Raw genomic sequence first — 16,853 nt, forward strand, 5'->3', positions numbered from 1 at the left:
GGTGTCGGCTCCCCTGCTCATCACATTCGCCAAGGTCTGGAAAAGCTACGGCGAAGGCGAGGCCCGCGTGCACGCGCTGGCCGGCGTCGATCTCGCCATCCGCAGAAGTGAATTCGTCGCCATCATGGGCCCCTCGGGATCGGGCAAGTCGACCGCGATGAATATCATCGGCTGCCTCGACACGCCGACGATCGGAACCTACAGCTTCATGGGTGTCGACGCAGGCCGGCTCGACCGCAACCGCCGCGCCTTGCTGCGCAACCTCTATGTCGGCTTCGTCTTCCAGGGCTACAATCTTCTGCCACGCACCACGGCGGCGGAAAATGTCGAGCTGCCGCTGATCTATCGCGGCGTTGCCGCGCGCGAGCGCCGCGATCTCGCCATGCAGGCGCTCGCTCAGGTCGGACTTGTCGGGCGCGAGCATCATACGCCGGGCGAGCTTTCGGGCGGCCAGCAGCAGCGCGTGGCGATCGCCCGCGCCATCGTCACCAGGCCGACACTGCTCGTCGCCGACGAACCGACCGGCAATCTCGACACCGCGCGCACACACGAAATCATGGAGTTGCTGACCAAGCTCAACGCCGACCTCGGACTCTCCATCGTCATGGTCACGCATGAGGCCGATGTCGCGGACTATGCCGGCCGCACCATCCGCTTCCTCGACGGCCATGTCGCCTCCGATACCTTGAAAGCGGAGGAAGCAGCATGATCTGGGAAACCGTCCGCCTCTCGCTGCGCTCGATCCGCCGCAATGTGTTGCGCTCGTTTCTGACGCTGCTTGGCATCGTCATCGGCGTCGCCGCCGTCATCGCCATGCTCACCATTGGCTCCGGCACGACGGAGAAGGTCAAGGCCGATATTTCCAAGCTCGGCAGCAACCTGCTCGTCGTTCGCGCCGGCCGGCCGGCCGGGCCCGGCGGGCCGGGAGGTCTCGACCAGGCGGTGCGGCCGCTGGCCGAAAAGGACGTCACGGCGCTCGTTGCGCATCTGAGCGGCGCGCGGGCGATTTCGCCCGCCTCGCAAAAACAGGTCCGCGTCATCTTCGGCACTGAAAGCCTGACCTCGGGTGTGACGGGAACCGACAGCGCCTATCTCGACGCCCGCGACTGGAAGCTGGTATCCGGGCGGCCGTTCAGCGATTCCGAAACGCGCGCCGGCGCCGGTGTCTGCCTGATCGGCGAAACCGTGCGCCAGCAATTCTTCGGCGCCGGCGATCCGGAGGGCGAGATCATTCGCGTCAACCGCACCTCCTGCAAGATCATCGGCCTGCTCGAGCCCAAAGGCTATACCGGCTTCGGCCAGGACCAGGACAATGTCGTGCTGATGCCGCTGCACGCCTATCAGCGGCGCATCGCCGGCAACCGCGACATCGACAATATCTATATCGCCGCTGACGACCGCACGCCGACCACCGAGCTGCAGCCGCGCGTCGAGGACATTTTGCGCGATACGCGCCGTATCACGCCGGACCGCGATGCCGATTTCGCCATCCGCGATATGACCCAGATCGCCGATGCCATGACGAGCGCCACCACCACCATGACCGGCATGCTGGGGGCCGTCGCCGGCGTCAGCCTTCTGGTCGGCGGCATCGGTATCATGAACATCATGCTGGTCTCGGTCACCGAACGCACGCGCGAGATCGGCATCAGGCTGGCCATCGGCGCGCATGAAAAACACATCCTCATCCAGTTCCTGGTCGAGGCGACGGTGCTGTCGCTTTTTGGCGGCATCATCGGCATCTTGATCGGGCTTTCGTTGGCAGGCCTCGCCTCGATGGCGCTGACGATACCCTTTGCGCCAAGTCCCGCCGTCATCCTGCTTGCCGTCGGCTTTTCGGCGCTGATCGGCATGGTGTTCGGCTTCTTTCCGGCACTGCGCGGCGCCCGCCTCGATCCGATCGACGCGCTGCGGCATGAGTAAGCCCCGGGTAACCGGATGCGGTCGCGCTAATCGCCACCCGCGAAATGCCACTCGATCAGCGGCTTCATGTGCGGCATCAAGCCGTCGGGCAGATCGGTGGCATGCCGGATGATAACAGGCCCCTCGATCTCCGGCTCCGCCTCGGTGGCGACGAAGGCGCTGATGCGGCGCGCCAGTTCGTCGGCCGGTTCGGCAACCCGGTAGCGACGGAAGATCACCGTGCCGCTCGCCGTCGATAGCGCGTGATAGTGCTGTCCCCGTTCGGCCTTCGACAGGTCGAGCCCAGTCTCCTCCCCCACCTCGCGGATCATGTTGAAGTCGACATCGACCTGACCGTCACGGAAGTCGACCGGCTCGAACGAACCGGCGGCGAAATAGACGCGGCCGGCGTTGACGGTGTGCCGACCCATGCGGATCGCCACCAGCGCATTGTCGCCGGCGATCAACATGGCATGCGCGTAGGCGTGCTCGGCGCCGGAATTGTCGCGCCGCTTGCGCCACAGCATGAAGGTCGAATAGTTGACCGAATGACAGCGGCCGGCGAGACAATTGTCTCGGTAAGCAAGCTCGGAAAGCAGCACCACGGTGCCGTCGAACAACGCCGGATTGTCCGCTATCTCCTGCCGCCAATTCGCGGCGATCGCTTCTGCATTGCTCAGCGCGAAGGGATGCGGGCCGGGATCGAGCCGCACGTCGATCGCGTCGACCGGCAGGATGACGTTGCGTGGCAGATCGAAACTCAAGCGGGTCACGCCATGTCCAGGGTGATAGCCACCGGGCAATGGTCAGACGCTTTCGGTCTGTCCCAACCGGCGCGCGGGAAACGCTCGACCTCCTGTCCGGGCGGAAAGATGGTGCGCCAGGGCTGGCCGCTGCGAATGATGTCGGGAACGGTGGTGGCGTTCTTCGCCGCCAGCGCCTTCGACAGGAGGATATAGTCGAGCTGGCACAGATGCCGCTCCTCCGGGCCGCGCGTATGATAGAAGCTCCAGCGGTCCATCTCCGGCCGCCGCTCGACGACGTTCTCGCAGAAACCGCCGGCGGTGAGCACATTGATCGAGGACCGGGCTTCGTCGACAACCTCGAAACGATACCCGTCGATGCTGTCACCCGCGATCTTCACCCGCTGCCGGTAGTCGTTCATGTCGCCGCAGATCGCCCAGCGCTTGTCGACCGCATGGTCCTTGCCGAACCGTTGCTCGATGATGCGGCGCACCGCTTGCGCCTCGGCAATTCGCAGCGGCATCGTCGCCTCGCGGCCGTCCAGTCCGTTGCGCGGCGCGCCCATCGATTTGAAATGCACGAGATAAAGCGTCAGCGGCGCGTTGCCGACCTTCACGTCGATCTCCAGGCAGTCGCGGCGAAAAATACGATCGGCGGCGAGATGCCCGAGCGCGGCGAGTTCCGGCGTGAACAGGCCGAACTGCTCGAAGGTGACATAGGCATAGCTGGTCATGCGCACGAACTCGATCGGCTGCCCTTGCGCGGTTTCGTTGCGCATCATCAAGGCGACATCGATGCCGCGCGCATCGTTGCCGGCGGTGGTGTATTTCTGGCGGTAGCCCTGCCCGACCATCTTGAACAGATAGCCATATTCAAAGGCCTTCAGCGCTTCGATATTGTCGACCTCCTGCATGCAGATGATGTCCGCGCGAGTTGCCGCAATGGCGAGCGCCGTCAACTGCCGGGTGTCGTCGGACTGGGCGATGGTGCGCGCCTGTTCGAGGATCCGGTATTCGGCCTCGCTCTGGATGTCGAAGAGCGCCAGCGTGCGGTCTTCGTTGAGCTGGTTGCGATAGCCCGAAAAATCGAACCTGTTCATCAGGTTCTCGACATTGAAGGTGGCAAGCCGCAGCGACATGGCCGTGACCTTTGCCTGCAAGCGAGGGTGAAGACAAGAGCCCGGCTCGATGCTCGTCATGGTTGACGGAACCTTTCCGTTCATCCCCCGTTCAGACGAGAAGTTCCAACAATAGGCCTCTTCCCGGGGCGTTCTGGGCGTGGGGCCTTACTCCTTGGAGAGTGAAATGAAACCGCTCTTGTCTTCCCTCGGCTCCGGGCTGATGGCTCTGGGCCTCATAACGGGCCTGACGGCGCCGTCGATCGCCGGCCCGATCCTGCAGCCCGATCTCTCGACCGCGACCAGCACGGTGGCGCCCAAGATCATCCCCGTCCGCGACAGCTGGGCCGGCGGCAACAACTACTCGCCGCAGATGTATGACTGGCGCTGGCGGCGCGGTGGTGATTGGCGGGGCCGCGACTTCAGATGGCGCGGCGGCGACTTCCGCGGCCGTCATTTCTCCCGCAACTGGGATGGCGGCGACTGGCGTTGGCGGCACCATCGCCATCATCGGCATTTCGGTGGCGGTGACGCGGCCCTTCTGGGGCTCGGGCTCGGCTTGGGTTTAGGCGCCCTCGCCTACGACAACTATTATGATCCCTATCCGCGCTACTACCAGCCGCGGCGCATCTACCGGACGGAGCGCCTTTCCAGAGCCCACGTCCAGTGGTGCTACGACCGCTACCGGTCATATCGGGCCTGGGACAACACGTTCCAGCCCAATTACGGCCCGCGTCGGCAGTGCATTTCGCCCTATATCTGAGCCAGTCGGCAGCAAGAATGAAGCGGCGCCGATCGCGGCGCCGTTTCTTTTTTCGCCGAAAAGAAATCGCTTGCGGAGGGCAAAACCCTAAATTTAGCAAGGGCGTCTATCCGTGATGCCGGGGCCCCCATATGACGATCGCTGTGTCGCGATTCGCTAAAGCAATTCCAGGAAAAGTATGAAACGGTTTTCCGTCCGAAATTGCGTCAAGACAAAGGGGAAAGCGGTTTAGCGTTTCGGTGAAACGGTGAACCGCTCGAGGACGTACCTGCTATGGCTGAGAACGAGTTGAGAGGCAAGCACAGGCAACGCGTGCTGAAAGGCGCGGCGATCCTCACCGGCATCAACAATTCCGAGGTCAAGTGCACGGTGCGCAATATGCATCCCGGCGGCGCCGAGCTGAAGGTACCTATCGAGGCGCGCGTGCCCGACGAATTCCTGCTCTATGTGCCGACCGACGGCGTCGGCTACAAGGCGATTGTCCGCTGGCGCCGCGAGGATCGCATCGGCGTCGAGTTCACCGGCACCGAGCCGAAGCCGCATTGGCATTACGGCTGAGCATGAAAAAGCCGGCGGATCGCTCCGCCGGCCTTCATGGCAAATTGTGCGAAATTAGTTCTTCGCCTTGTCGACCAGCTTGTTCTTGGCGATCCACGGCATCATGGCGCGCAGCTTGGCGCCGACTTCCTCGATCTGGTGGCTGTCGTTGTTGCGGCGGATGCCCTTGAAGCGGGACAGACCGGCGCGGTACTCTTGCATCCATTCCGAGGTGAACTTCCCGGTCTGGATGTCCTTCAGGATGCGCTTCATCTCGGCCTTGGTGTCGGCGGTGATGATGCGCGGGCCCGAGACATATTCACCCCACTCGGCGGTGTTCGAGATCGAGTAATTCATGTTGGCGATGCCGCCCTCATAGATCAGGTCGACGATCAGCTTCACCTCGTGGAGGCACTCGAAATAGGCCATTTCCGGCGCGTAGCCGGCTTCCACCAGTGTCTCGAAACCGGCGCGGATCAGTTCGACCAGGCCGCCGCACAGCACAACCTGCTCGCCGAACAGATCGGTCTCGCATTCCTCGCGGAAATTTGTCTCGATGATGCCCGAACGGCCGCCGCCGACGCCGCAGGCGTAGGAGAGCGCGAGGTCGAGCGCATTGCCTGAGGCATCCTGGTTGACGGCGACCAGGCACGGCACGCCGCCGCCCTTCTGGTATTCGCCGCGCACCGTGTGGCCAGGGCCCTTCGGCGCGATCATGACGACGTCGACCGAAGCCTTCGGCTCGATCAGGCCGAAATGCACGTTGAGGCCATGCGCGAAGGCGATCGCGGCGCCGTCGCGGATGTTCGGCGCGATCTCGTTTTTGTAGATATCAGCCTGCAATTCGTCGGGCGTCGCCATCATCATCAGGTCAGCCCATTTGGCGGCATCCGCCACGCTCATTACTTTCAGCCCGTCGGCCTCGACCTTGTTGGCAGTGGCGGAGCCGGTCTTGAGGCCGATGGCGATGTCCTTGACGCCGGACTCCTTGAGGTTGAGCGCGTGCGCCCGGCCCTGGCTGCCATAGCCGATGATGGCGACCTTCTTGCCCTTGATCAGATTGAGATCGGCGTCACGATCGTAATAGACACGCATTTGGTTTTCCTTCCCGTTTTGAAAATCAGAGCATGATGCCGAAAAGTGTGAAGCGGTTTTCGGACAACATCATGCTCTATCTCTTTGATTTAGAATCGGATTCAGATTTCCGGTCCACTTGACCTGAAATCATCCGGTTCTAAGGCCCTGCGGCCCGGTTTTTGCTCCGAAAAGAGCGAGAAACTGTTGCGTCGCGCGGCGGGCATCGCCGCCGATCGTCGCCTCAGTCAATTCCACCCGGTCGCCGAGCAGCAGACGGATCTGCACGTCGCGGCCGACCAGGCCGAAAAAGGTGCGGAACGCCGTCTCGGCGTCCTCGAAATCGACCAGCTCGGCCTGCCGGCCTGCTTCAAGCACCGGCTTCAGGCGTCCGGCAAGCGCGAAGCGGCCATTCTGCAGCACGACCGCGCCGAGATCGTCCTTGCCGGAACCGGCATGGCCGACCGCCACGCGGTTCAGCGCGATCGAAGTATCGCTGGAAATCACCTTAAGCCAGTCGAACGCGAAACGCTCCAGGGTTGCGGTCAGCGAGGCGAGGTCCAACCTGTCACGATCGACCGCCGCGACACGCACCTTCGACGCCTGCCACTGCACCGTCGCCGTCAGCAGCCCGTCGCGATCACCGAACCATTTGTAGAGCGTTTCCTTGGAACAACTTGCCCGCCGCGCCACCGCGGTCATGGTCAGATTGTCGCCTTCCTCAACCAGTAAACGAAGTGCCGCATCCAGAACGGCCTGCTGGCGCTCGGTCAGCGCTTCGCTGTCGTCGATGTCGGGCACGCTGTGCAACACACTTCCCTCGGAATACGTTCGCTGTTCACATGATCGATGTGCGTACCGTACGTTACGGTTCGGCTTCTATGCCGTATTGCCCGCACCCATGCAAGCGCTATTTTTCCACCGATGGTTTCTCTTGCTGGAGGGCGAGATGCCGACCGGTTTGCTTGCCTTGGCCGTAACGGCTGCCTTCACGGGTGCAGCAGTCTATGTCAGCGTCGCGGAGCAACCGGCGCGGCTAGCCTTGGACGACAAGGCATTGCTGCGGGAATGGCAGCCTTCCTACAAGCGCGGCGCCGCCATGCAGGCTTCCATTGCCGTAATCGCCTGCGTTCTCGGACTGATCGCCTGGTGGCAAACCGGAGTGCCCGGTTTTTTGGCCGGCGCCGTGGCAATCATCCTGCCCTGGCCTTGGACACTGCTGGTGATGATGCCGACCAATCGCTTATTGGAAGCGATGAAGGTCGAGACTGACAATCCGCAGGCCAGATCGCTGATCGTCAAATGGGGCAAAATGCATCTGGTCCGCGTTGCACTTGGCGTGCTGGCGACAATCGCGTTTCTTTGGGCCTCGCGTCTGCCCTGAAAGCCGGCCGGTCGGCGCGTTCATTCCATGATTGGCGGATCGCGCAGTCGCCCGAGCAGAGTAGCCAGCGTCTCCAGCTCAGCGGCGGAAAGCTTGTCGCCCATCAAATTGGCGATGGATGCGCCATAAACCGCCCAGATGCGGCGGCGCATGTCCCGGCCACTCGGCGTGATGCGCACGGTCTGGCCGCGGCCGTCATCCGAGACCGGCAGCTTTTCCACCAGGCCATCCACTTCCAGCCGGGCCAGCAGCCTTGAAACGCCATACTGTGCCAGGAGAACGCGATCGATCAGCTCGAACGGCCGCAGTCCTCCCTCGCCCGCCTCCGCAAGCTCATGCAGCACGTCATACCAGGCGAGCGGCGGCAGCCCGCCGGCTTTCAGGGCATCCTCGGTCCTTTCGACCAGTTGGCGCGAGACACGCATGAGGCGCGCCCAGGCGGTGACGGTTTCGGGTGATGGCAATGTTTTCGTCATCGGGACAGCCTAAGCGATAGATGCAATCGCATCAAGCTTGACGGTCGATGCAAATGCATCTATATCGATGCAAATGCATCGACATGGGCACCATCATGAAACATGAAATCTGCAAGATCGCCGAGATCCCGCAAACCGGCAGCCTGATCGCGCCGTTCTTCGGCCGCGAGGTTCACGTCTGGCGCAGTGGCGAGCGCATCCGTGCCGCGGCCAATGTCTGCCTGCATTTCGGCGGACCGCTGGACTGCAGGGACGGCACTTTCGTCTGCCAATGGCATGGCGCCCGCTTCGATATGGAAAACGGCGAGCGCCTCGAAGGCCCGGCGCCAAAGGGCTCGCGCCTGATGTTCCTGTCGACCCGGGTCGAAGACGGCGCGCTGAACTATGTCTGGGGGGAGTGAAATGACTACAGAACTCACCCTCGTCAGCCATCACCTGTGCCCTTACGTCCAGCGCGCGGCAATCTCGCTTGCCGAGAAAGGCGTGGCATTCGAGCGGGTCAATGTCGATCTGTCCAGCAAGCCCGACTGGTTCAAGGCCATCTCGCCGCTCGGCAAGGTGCCGTTGCTCCGCGTCCGGCATGGCAATGCGGAAGAAGTCATTTTCGAATCCGCTGTCATCCTCGAATTCCTCGAGGAGACAGAGGCCAATCCCTTACACCCGGCCGATCCGCTGACGCGGGCCAGGCATCGCGCCTGGATCGAATTCGCCTCGGCCATCCTCAATGCGATAGCCCGCTTCTATTCCGCTGCCGATGAAGCCGCTTTCCTCCATGAAAGCAAAGGTTTGTCCGAGATGTTCGCGCGTGTGGAGGCGGAACTGTCGGCCAGGCTAAACGGCCCGTGGTTCGCCGGCGACCGGTTCTCGCTGGTCGATGCCGTCTACGGGCCGGTCTTCCGCTATTTCGACACCTTCGACCGCATCGGCGATTTCGGTATTCTCGACGGCAAGCCGCTTGTCCAGGCCTGGCGCGGCGCCTTGAGTGAACGGCGATCGGTGAACGAAGCCGTCAGCGCGGATTATCCGCAGCGGCTGCATGCCTTCCTTCGGGCAAAAAAATCTTACCTGTCCGAAGTCATCCGGCTGCAGGCCATTGCAACTCCGCAAGCCCGATCGGCCTGAACGGGTCGATCACCGTTCCGGCGACCATGGCTGCAAGATGAGGCCGGAGCCGACAGGCTTCGGTTCGTCGAAACGCTCGAAAATGGTGACGCGGTGCCCGGCCCGCTTGAGATAGAGCGCTGCCGCCAGCCCGGCCGGACCGGCGCCGGCAATCGCGATGTCGAGATTTCTGCTCATTGCCCGCCCAGGCCGACCGACGGGCACAATCCCTGATTGACGGCGCCAAATCAACTTGGCGCCCAAATCAACTTCACACCTTGACGCTTACCGCTGGCAAACGACCAGGCTCAAATCCGGGCATCGAATGCGGCCCGCGCGCCGCGCACCGCGTCATGATTGAGCTCGGCCCATTGGACGAGTTCATAGAGCGGACCGAACATCGATCGTCCGAGGTCGGTCAGGCTGTATTCGACGCTCGGCGGTTTGGTCGGGAACACTTCGCGATGCACATAACCGTCGCGTTGCAGATCGTAAAGCGTCTGCGTCAGCATACGCTGCGAGATATCGGGCACGAGGCGGCGCAACTCCCCGAACCGGTATGGCTTCTCGGCCAAGGCCATGACCAGCAGCGAGCTCCATTTGCCATTGAGTCCCTGGATGACATCTCGGACCGGGCAATCGGCAATGTTTCCGCCGTCGGTCATCGCTTTGTAGACGTCGAGTTTGGATCTCAGATTGACGATCCGGCTTTCCATGACTGGTTCCCTGTGTGTGCCTACCTCCCGAAAAACTGCCTTCTTTACGGCAGTGGGTCAATTCCTATTTTAGCGCTGGTCTCTTTTTGAGACCGCCAACCGAACCGCCTTTCGGCGCAATTTCAGGGACCTCCCATGAGCGCAACTCTTCTCGTCACCGGCGCGTCCGGCCAGCTCGGCCGCGGCGTCATCAACCATCTGCTGGACACGTTCGAGGTACCGGCGGCCCGGATCATCGCCACGACCCGCACACCCGGCAATCTTGCCGACCTGGCAGCACGCGGCGTCACCGTTCGCGAGGCCGATTTCGACGATCATGCCTCGCTTGCCAAAGCCTTCGCCGGCGCCGACCGGGCGCTCATCATTTCGACCAACGAGCTGGCAATCCAGGGAAAGCGGCGCGAACAGCAGCTCGCGGCCGTCGCCGCGGCCAGCAAGGCAGGCATCGGCCACCTGCTTTACACCTCGCTGCCCAACACCGAGCCGGGTTCCGCCGTGCTCTTTGCCCCCGATCACTTCGACACGGAACAGGCGATCAAGGCCAGCGGCATTCCCTACACGATCTTCCGCAATGGCTGGTATGACGAGAACCTGTTCATGGCGATGCCGCAAATCCTTGCATCGGGCCAATGGTATACGTCCGCGGCCGACGGTGCCATTTCCTATGGCGCGCGTGACGATCTCGCCGCGGCCATAGCCGCGAGGCTGGCTTCGGACATCACCGAAAGCACGACTTACACGCTGACCGGCCCAAAGGCCTATACATCGGCCGAAGTCGCGGCACTCGTCACCGAAGTCACCGGCAAGCCGATCCAGGTCGTCCAGCTCTCCGACGAAGCGCTGACCGAGGGGATGAAGGCATCTGGTCTTCCCGAACCGATAGCCAGGCTTCTGGTGTCCTTCGATGCCGCCACGCGCGCCGGCGACCTTGGCATGGTGACGGACTCGGTGGAGACACTTTCCGGTCGGAAGTCGGTACCGCTGAAGCAGTTCCTCGAGGCCAACAGGGCTGCGCTGGCCGGCTGAAACCCGCGCGGCGGGAAGCCTTTCTCCCGCGGCGCTATTTCGGGGTCTTGACCAGCCCAAGTCGGATCAGGCTTTCGCCCGTCGCAATCAGCGCCTCCTCGCGCGATCGCGGCGCCCAGCCGAGCATACGCATGGCCTTGGCGCTCGTTGCGTTCCTGGGCTTGCCCAGTTCCGTCACGATCTGGGCCGCCTGCCCGTCGAAAAGGCCGACGATCCGGACCAGCCAGTCCGGCAGAACTCTCGTGGTAATGCGCGACCCCGCGTTGCCCAACCGGGCTTTCAGGATCCGCGCGATCTCCAGCATCGTCATGAAATCACCGCTGATGGCCAGGAACCGCTCGCCCCTGGCGGCGGGATTGGTCATGGCGCGCAGATGCAGGTCCGCGACGTCGCGCACATCGACCACGCCGAACACCATGCGCGGCAGGCCCGGCATCTCGCCATCCATCAGACGCCGGATGAAATCCGTCGACGTCGAATGATCCGGCCCCAGGACGGGTCCGAAGATGCCGACCGGATTGACGACCGCCAGTTCCAACGCGCCGCCCTCGCCGGCAATGAAATCCCACGCCGCCCGCTCCGCAAGCGTCTTCGATTTCACATAGGCGCTCACCTTCTGCGACAGATTGGTCCAGTTCTCTTCCGTGAACGGATGGCCGGCAACCGGCGCCTGGCCATAGCCAATGGCGGCGAAGGACGAGGTGAGCACGACGCGCTCGACACCGGCATCGCGCGCCGCCCGCAGCACGCGCAAAGCCCCCTCCCTGGCCGGAACGATCAGGTCGTCCTCATGTTTCGGCACGCCGGGCGGAAAAGGCGAAGCGACGTGGAGAACGTACCGGCACCCGGCGACCGCTTCGGGCCAGCCTGTGTCGCTCGTGAGATCGGCGTAGGCGAAGGAAAGCGCATCGCCCGGCTGGACACCTCCAACCTTCAACATGGCGAGAACGTCGGCTTCGCGCTTGGCGGAGCGGACGGTCGTGCGCACGCGGTAGCCCGCGCTCAAAAGCGCGAGGATGCAATGAGCGCCAAGAAAGCCCGATCCGCCGGTCACAAGCACCAACTCACCGCCCATATCCGCCCCTTCGAGAGCAATTCCGGAAAAAGCGCCTAGCGGCTGGGCTCGGCGACTTCGCCGTAGCTTTCCGTCCGGAATTGCGTGACGCCAGACCAGCCTATGCCGTGCAGTTTCTCAGATCGCGACCTGCGTGCCAATCTCCACCACGCGTCCGGTGGGAATCTGGAAATACTCCGTCGCATCCGACGCCGTCTTCGCCAGACCGATGAACAGCCTGTCCTGCCAGATCGGCATACCGGAATTGGGCGAGGCTTTCAGCGAACGCCGCGACAGGAAGAAGGACGTCGTCATGATGTCGAACTTCCAGCCCTGCTTGCGGCAGATCGCCAGGGCACGCGGAATGTTGGGCTGCTCCATGTAGCCGAAGGTCAGCGTCACCCGCATGAACAGCTCGTTGACCATCTCCATCTTGACGCGCTCGCTGTCGGGCACAACCGGCTGCGGCGCCGTCACCACCGACAGGATGACGTTCTTTTCGTGCAGCACCTTGTAATGCTTCAGGCTGTGCATCAGCGCCGTCGGCGCGCTGAGCGGATCGCTGGTCAGGAACACAGCGGTGCCCGACACCAGCTGCGGCTTCTTCTTCAAGAGATTTGCCGCCAGGAAGTCGAGCGGTATCTCGTTGCGGCGCGTCTTGTCGAACAGATAGCGGCTGCCGCGCACCCAGGTCCACATGCCGAGGATGATGGCGAAAGCGACCGCAAGCGAAGCCCAGCCGCCCTCGAACACCTTGACGATGTTGGAGGCAAAGAAGCCGATGTCGATGAAGGCAAACACCGCCGTCAGGCCGGCCGCCGGCCAGATGTTCCATTTCCAGATGCGCGTCATGACGATGAACAGCAGTGTCGTCGTCACCAGCATGTTGCCGGTGACCGAAATGCCATAGGCCGAGGCGAGCTTGCTGGATTCGCCGAAACCGACCACGAGCAGCATCACAACGAGCGCGATCAGCATGTTGACGCGCGGCATGTAAACCTGGCCGGACTGCTTTTCCGACGTATGCAGGATTTCGAGCCGCGGCAGCATGTTGAGCTGTACCGCCTGCCTCGTCAGCGAATAGGCGCCGGAGATGACCGCCTGGCTGGCGATGACCGTCGCGGCCGCCGCCAGCACCACCATCGGGATGAGCGCCCAGCCCTCGTTCATCTCGAAGAACGGGTGGCCGACCGTGCCGCCCTTGGCGAGCACGAAGGCGCCCTGCCCGGCATAGTTCAAAAGCAGGCAAGGAAATACGATCGCCAGCCACGCCAGAACGATCGGCTTGCGGCCGAAATGGCCGAGATCGGCGTACAGCGCCTCGGCACCGGTAACGGCCAGGAAGACGGCGCCGACAGTCACGAAGGACACGTCAGGCGAATTGATGAAGAAAGCCACGATGTAGTGCGGGCTAATCGCCCACAGGATTTCCGGATCGCCGATGATATGCTTCAGCCCGGAAAGACCGATGGCAAGAAACCAGATGGCGGTGACCGGGCCGAACACCAGGCCCACGCCACCAGTGCCGAAGCGCTGGACCGCAAACAGCATCGCAAGGATCAAAAGGGTCAGCGGCACGACGTAAGGCTGGAAGGCCGGCGTCACGACATTCATGCCTTCTACCGCCGACAGCACCGAGATGGCAGGCGTGATGACAGCGTCGCCGAAGAACAGCGATGCTCCCACGATGCCGATGCCAAGCACGATTGCCGAGCGTGTCGGGAAGGTGCCACGCGCCAGCGCCATCAACGACAGCACGCCGCCCTCGCCGCGGTTGTCGGCGCGCAGCACGAACATGATGTACTTGATGGTGACGGTTATCGTCAGCGACCAGATGATCAGCGACAGGACGCCCAGGATGTCGGCACGATTGGCGACGTCGCCGCCTGAGGAAGCGTGCAGCGCCTCACGAAACGCATAGATCGGGCTGGTCCCGATATCGCCATAGACCACGCCGAGCGCGCCCAGCATCAGCACCTTGGTGCTGTGCTGCTCAGTGTGGCTCGATTGGTCTACAGCTTCCGCGTCTGCGCTGCCATTGGCAAGGGCCATGGACGACACTCCGATAAAATGCGCGGTGCTCTACGCTTGCTGCATTGCAATATCAAGTGCCGCGACGTGAGGGCTCCCATGCCGCCGACGCACGGCTTAGCCGTGCCTGGATATTGAATGTATCGCCGGCTTGAAGGGTCAGATGGCGACCTGCGTGCCGATCTCGACGACGCGCCCCGTGGGAATCTGGAAATACTCCGTCGCGTCCGCCGCCGAACGCGCCAGGCCGATGAACAGCCGGTCCTGCCAGACCGGCATGCCGGAATTGGGCGAGGCTTTCAGCGAGCGGCGCGACAGGAAGAAGGACGTCGTCATGATGTCGAACTTCCAGCCCTGCTTGCGGCAGATCGCCAGGGCACGCGGAATGTTGGGCTGTTCCATGTAGCCGAAAGTCAGCGTCACCCGCATGAACAGCTCGTTGACCGTCTCCATCTTGACGCGCTCGCTGTCGGGCACAACCGGCTGCGGCGCCGTCACCACCGAAAGGATGACGTTCTTTTCGTGCAGCACCTTGTAGTGCTTCAGGCTGTGCATCAGCGCCGTCGGCGCGCTGAGCGGATCACTGGTCAGGAACACAGCGGTGCCCGATACCAGCTGCGGTTTCTTCTTCAAGAGATTTGCCGCCAGGAAGTCGAGTGGTATCTCGTTGCGGCGCGTTTTGTCGAACAGATAGCGGGTGCCGCGTATCCAGGTCCACATGATCAGACCCATAAGGCAAGCGACCGTGATCGACACCCAGCCGCCCTCGACGATCTTGACGACATTGGCCGAGAAGAAACCGAGATCGATGACGCCGAAAGGCACCACCAGCGCCAGCGCGAGTCCCAATTGCCATTTCCAGAGCCAGCGCATCACGACGAACAAAAGCACCGTCGTCATCAGCATCTCGCCGGTGACGGAAATACCGTAGGCCGACGCCAGCGCGCTCGAGCTGCCGAAACCGACGACCAGGAGCATCACGCCGAGCGCGACCAGCAGATTGACCCTCGGCATATAGATCTGGCCGCTCTGCATCTCGGAGGTATGCTGCACCTCGATACGGGGCAACAGGTTGAGCTGCACGGCCTGCCTGGTCAGCGAGAAGGCGCCGGAAATGACGGCCTGGCTGGCGATGACTGTGGCTGCTGTCGCCAGGCCGACCATCGGCATCAGCGCCCATTCGGGCAGCATCTGGAAGAACGGGTTGGTGGGCTTGCCGCCATGTGAGAGCACGAAGGCGCCTTGCCCGAAATAATTCAGCAGCAGGCACGGGAAGACAATTGCGAACCAGGCCATCACGATCGGCTTGCGGCCGAAATGTCCAAGGTCGACATAAAGCGCCTCGGCACCGGTAACCGCCAGGAAAACGGCGCCTACGGTGACGAAGGCACCGGTCGGTGTGGTGGCAAGATAGTAGATCGCGTAATACGGATTGATCGCCAGGAAAACGGATGGATCGTCGACGATGTGGTAAAGGCCGGCCGCGCCGATCGCCATGAACCAGGTCGCCGTCACGGGTCCGAACACCGCCGCCACCTTGCCCGTGCCGAAGCGCTGCACGGCAAAAAGCATCGCCAGGATGACCAGCGTGATCGGAACGACATACGCGTCGAGCGCCGGCGTGACGACCTCCAGGCCTTCGACCGCCGAAAGCACCGAGATCGCCGGCGTGATGATGGAATCGCCGAAGAACAGCGCCGCGCCGCACAGACCGATCACCAGGATGAGCTTCGAGCCTTGCGGGTAGGCGCTGCGCGCGAGCGACATCAGCGACAGCGTGCCGCCTTCGCCCTTGTTGTCGGCCCTCAGCACGAAGGCGACATATTTGATCGTGACAATAATCGTCAGCGCCCAGACGATCAGCGACAGCACGCCGAGAACGTCGTGGCGGGCAACCGAGTTCGACGAGGCATGAAGCGCCTCGCGGAAGGCGTAGATCGGGCTCGTGCCTATATCGCCGTAGACGACGCCCAGCGCGCCAAGCATGAGGACCTTGGCGCTGTGCTGCCGCTCGCTTTCGGCATGGCCCGAACGTTCGAGGGATTCTGTTTCGCTGGCGTTGGCTAGCACCATGAACCCCATTTTATCAGATTCGCCGCGCGCCGGGGTCGCCGCAATGCGCGGGACGCATCAAAACCGCCGAAACTACGCAAGGCGCCCTACCATCCGCAGGCCTTCAAGAACCGCCCAACCGCGCCGGCCATGCCATACTCCAGCGCATCCGCTGTCAACCCATGTCCGATCGATACTTCGGCCAATGCCGGAATACGTTTGGCCAAGGCCGGCAGGTTCTCAACGGTCAGATCGTGGCCGGCATTTACGCCAAGCCCGGCCGCGAATGCGGCGTCCGCGGTTTTTCCCAGTCTTTCCAGTTCTTTCGCCGCCTTTGCGGAATCGGAATGAAAGCCGCCATACGGCCCGGTATAAAGCTCGATCCGATCGGCGCCGGTGTCTCGCGCGGCATTCACCACGGCCGGATCGGCATCGGAAAACAGCGACACGCGAAACCCGCCCTTCTTCAAGCGCTTGACGATCGGTGTGAGGAACGCTGCCTGGGCGGCGAAGTTCCAGCCATGGTCCGAAGTTGCCTGCGCTGGGTCATCCGGCACCAGCGTCACCTGCTCGGGCTGGTTCTTCTCGACAAGCGCCAAGAAATCCTCGGTCGGATAGCCCTCGATGTTGAATTCCGCGCTGGGAAACTCATCGTCGATCAACGCCCTGATCTCGGGCAGGTCGGAATGCCTGGTGTGCCGCTCGTCAGGCCTGGGATGCACCGTCAGCCCATGCGCGCCGGCGGCAAGCGCGATGCGCCCCAACCCGGTGACGCTCGGCCATGGCAGGTCGCGACGGTTACGCAGCATGGCGACGGCGTTGAGATTGACCGAAAGCTTGGCGGGCATGAACGGGGTCCAGTGGGTCGGCGGCATC

General features: G+C 62.8%; 18 protein-coding genes and 1 pseudogene. 8 read left to right on the plus strand and 11 right to left on the minus strand.

The window, feature by feature from the left end; translation table 11 throughout:
* Position 1 precedes the first annotated feature (1 nt).
* The gene (locus RFM68_RS06040; RefSeq protein ID WP_320231794.1) at positions 2-709 is read left to right on the plus strand and encodes an ABC transporter ATP-binding protein; all 708 of its coding nucleotides are present in this window, start codon (positions 2-4) and stop codon (positions 707-709) included.
* On the plus strand, positions 706-1,923 hold the full coding sequence (locus RFM68_RS06045; RefSeq protein ID WP_320231795.1) for an ABC transporter permease: 1,218 nt from the start codon (positions 706-708) through the stop codon (positions 1,921-1,923). The genes RFM68_RS06040 and RFM68_RS06045 overlap by 4 nt, the downstream gene beginning before the upstream one ends.
* A gap of 26 nt (positions 1,924-1,949) precedes the next feature.
* Here RFM68_RS06045 and RFM68_RS06050 read toward each other — a convergent pair whose 3' ends face one another.
* Together RFM68_RS06050 and RFM68_RS06055 are read right to left on the minus strand one after the other, a co-directional pair.
* A complete protein-coding gene (locus tag RFM68_RS06050; RefSeq protein WP_320231848.1) occupies positions 1,950-2,666 on the minus strand; it encodes a hypothetical protein in 717 nt (238 codons plus the stop codon).
* A gap of 5 nt (positions 2,667-2,671) precedes the next feature.
* Complete coding sequence (locus RFM68_RS06055) at positions 2,672-3,784, minus strand: endonuclease/exonuclease/phosphatase family protein (RefSeq protein WP_320231796.1); 1,113 nt, start codon at positions 3,782-3,784, stop codon at positions 2,672-2,674.
* A 166-nt stretch (positions 3,785-3,950) separates the two neighbouring features.
* On the opposite strand from RFM68_RS06055, the gene RFM68_RS06060 reads away from it, so the two are divergent.
* A complete protein-coding gene (locus RFM68_RS06060; protein WP_320231797.1) occupies positions 3,951-4,526 on the plus strand; it encodes a BA14K family protein in 576 nt (191 codons plus the stop codon).
* 273 nt (positions 4,527-4,799) lie between these two features.
* The gene (locus tag RFM68_RS06065; RefSeq protein ID WP_320219322.1) at positions 4,800-5,084 is read left to right on the plus strand and encodes a PilZ domain-containing protein; all 285 of its coding nucleotides are present in this window, start codon (positions 4,800-4,802) and stop codon (positions 5,082-5,084) included.
* A gap of 54 nt (positions 5,085-5,138) precedes the next feature.
* Here the strand turns inward: RFM68_RS06065 and ilvC are convergent, their stop codons facing one another.
* Both ilvC and RFM68_RS06075 read right to left on the minus strand, forming a co-directional pair.
* Positions 5,139-6,158, minus strand: coding sequence for a ketol-acid reductoisomerase (gene ilvC, locus RFM68_RS06070; RefSeq protein ID WP_320231798.1), 1,020 nt, complete (start codon positions 6,156-6,158; stop codon positions 5,139-5,141).
* A 129-nt stretch (positions 6,159-6,287) separates the two neighbouring features.
* Positions 6,288-6,950, minus strand: a complete 663-nt coding sequence (locus RFM68_RS06075; protein WP_320231799.1) for a TetR/AcrR family transcriptional regulator — start codon at positions 6,948-6,950, stop codon at positions 6,288-6,290.
* A 136-nt stretch (positions 6,951-7,086) separates the two neighbouring features.
* Between RFM68_RS06075 and RFM68_RS06080 the strand changes: the two genes are divergently transcribed.
* Entirely contained in the window at positions 7,087-7,521 is a 435-nt protein-coding gene (locus RFM68_RS06080; protein ID WP_320231849.1) for an anthrone oxygenase family protein, read from the plus strand.
* 20 nt (positions 7,522-7,541) lie between these two features.
* On the opposite strand, the gene RFM68_RS06085 is transcribed toward RFM68_RS06080, so the two are convergent.
* Positions 7,542-7,997, minus strand: a complete 456-nt coding sequence (locus RFM68_RS06085) for a MarR family winged helix-turn-helix transcriptional regulator (protein ID WP_320231800.1) — start codon at positions 7,995-7,997, stop codon at positions 7,542-7,544.
* Positions 7,998-8,092: 95 nt separating this feature from the next.
* Here RFM68_RS06085 and RFM68_RS06090 point away from each other — a divergent pair, with 95 nt between their 5' ends.
* Together RFM68_RS06090 and RFM68_RS06095 are read left to right on the plus strand one after the other, a co-directional pair.
* Positions 8,093-8,398, plus strand: a complete 306-nt coding sequence (locus tag RFM68_RS06090) for a Rieske (2Fe-2S) protein (protein ID WP_320231801.1) — start codon at positions 8,093-8,095, stop codon at positions 8,396-8,398.
* 1 nt (position 8,399) lies between these two features.
* On the plus strand, positions 8,400-9,119 hold the full coding sequence (locus RFM68_RS06095) for a glutathione S-transferase family protein (protein ID WP_320231802.1): 720 nt from the start codon (positions 8,400-8,402) through the stop codon (positions 9,117-9,119).
* Between the two features lie 27 nt (positions 9,120-9,146).
* On the opposite strand, the pseudogene RFM68_RS06100 reads toward RFM68_RS06095, so the two are convergent.
* Together RFM68_RS06100 and RFM68_RS06105 are read right to left on the minus strand one after the other, a co-directional pair.
* Positions 9,147-9,296: pseudogene (locus tag RFM68_RS06100) on the minus strand (FAD-dependent oxidoreductase); the annotation flags it as partial.
* 110 nt (positions 9,297-9,406) lie between these two features.
* The gene (locus tag RFM68_RS06105; protein WP_320231803.1) at positions 9,407-9,814 is read right to left on the minus strand and encodes a winged helix-turn-helix transcriptional regulator; all 408 of its coding nucleotides are present in this window, start codon (positions 9,812-9,814) and stop codon (positions 9,407-9,409) included.
* Positions 9,815-9,949: 135 nt separating this feature from the next.
* On the opposite strand from RFM68_RS06105, the gene RFM68_RS06110 reads away from it, so the two are divergent.
* The gene (locus RFM68_RS06110; protein ID WP_320231804.1) at positions 9,950-10,840 is read left to right on the plus strand and encodes an SDR family oxidoreductase; all 891 of its coding nucleotides are present in this window, start codon (positions 9,950-9,952) and stop codon (positions 10,838-10,840) included.
* Between the two features lie 34 nt (positions 10,841-10,874).
* Here RFM68_RS06110 and RFM68_RS06115 read toward each other — a convergent pair whose 3' ends face one another.
* The 4 genes from RFM68_RS06115 to RFM68_RS06130 form a co-directional block, all read right to left on the minus strand.
* Positions 10,875-11,915, minus strand: a complete 1,041-nt coding sequence (locus RFM68_RS06115; RefSeq protein WP_320231805.1) for an SDR family oxidoreductase — start codon at positions 11,913-11,915, stop codon at positions 10,875-10,877.
* Positions 11,916-12,032: 117 nt separating this feature from the next.
* A complete protein-coding gene (locus tag RFM68_RS06120) occupies positions 12,033-13,946 on the minus strand; it encodes a potassium transporter Kup (protein WP_320231806.1) in 1,914 nt (637 codons plus the stop codon).
* Positions 13,947-14,084: 138 nt separating this feature from the next.
* Positions 14,085-15,998 carry a potassium transporter Kup gene (locus RFM68_RS06125; RefSeq protein WP_320231850.1) on the minus strand — a complete coding sequence of 638 codons (1,914 nt, stop codon included), beginning with the start codon at positions 15,996-15,998 and terminating at the stop codon, positions 14,085-14,087.
* 86 nt (positions 15,999-16,084) lie between these two features.
* Positions 16,085-16,825: a pyridoxine 5'-phosphate synthase gene (locus tag RFM68_RS06130; RefSeq protein ID WP_320231851.1), complete on the minus strand. Its 741-nt coding sequence runs from the start codon at positions 16,823-16,825 to the stop codon at positions 16,085-16,087.
* Between the last annotated feature and the right edge of the window lie 28 nt (positions 16,826-16,853).

The sequence above is a fragment of the Mesorhizobium montanum genome (genome assembly GCF_033977145.1).
In the GTDB taxonomy this organism is placed as follows: domain Bacteria; phylum Pseudomonadota; class Alphaproteobacteria; order Rhizobiales; family Rhizobiaceae; genus Mesorhizobium; species Mesorhizobium montanum.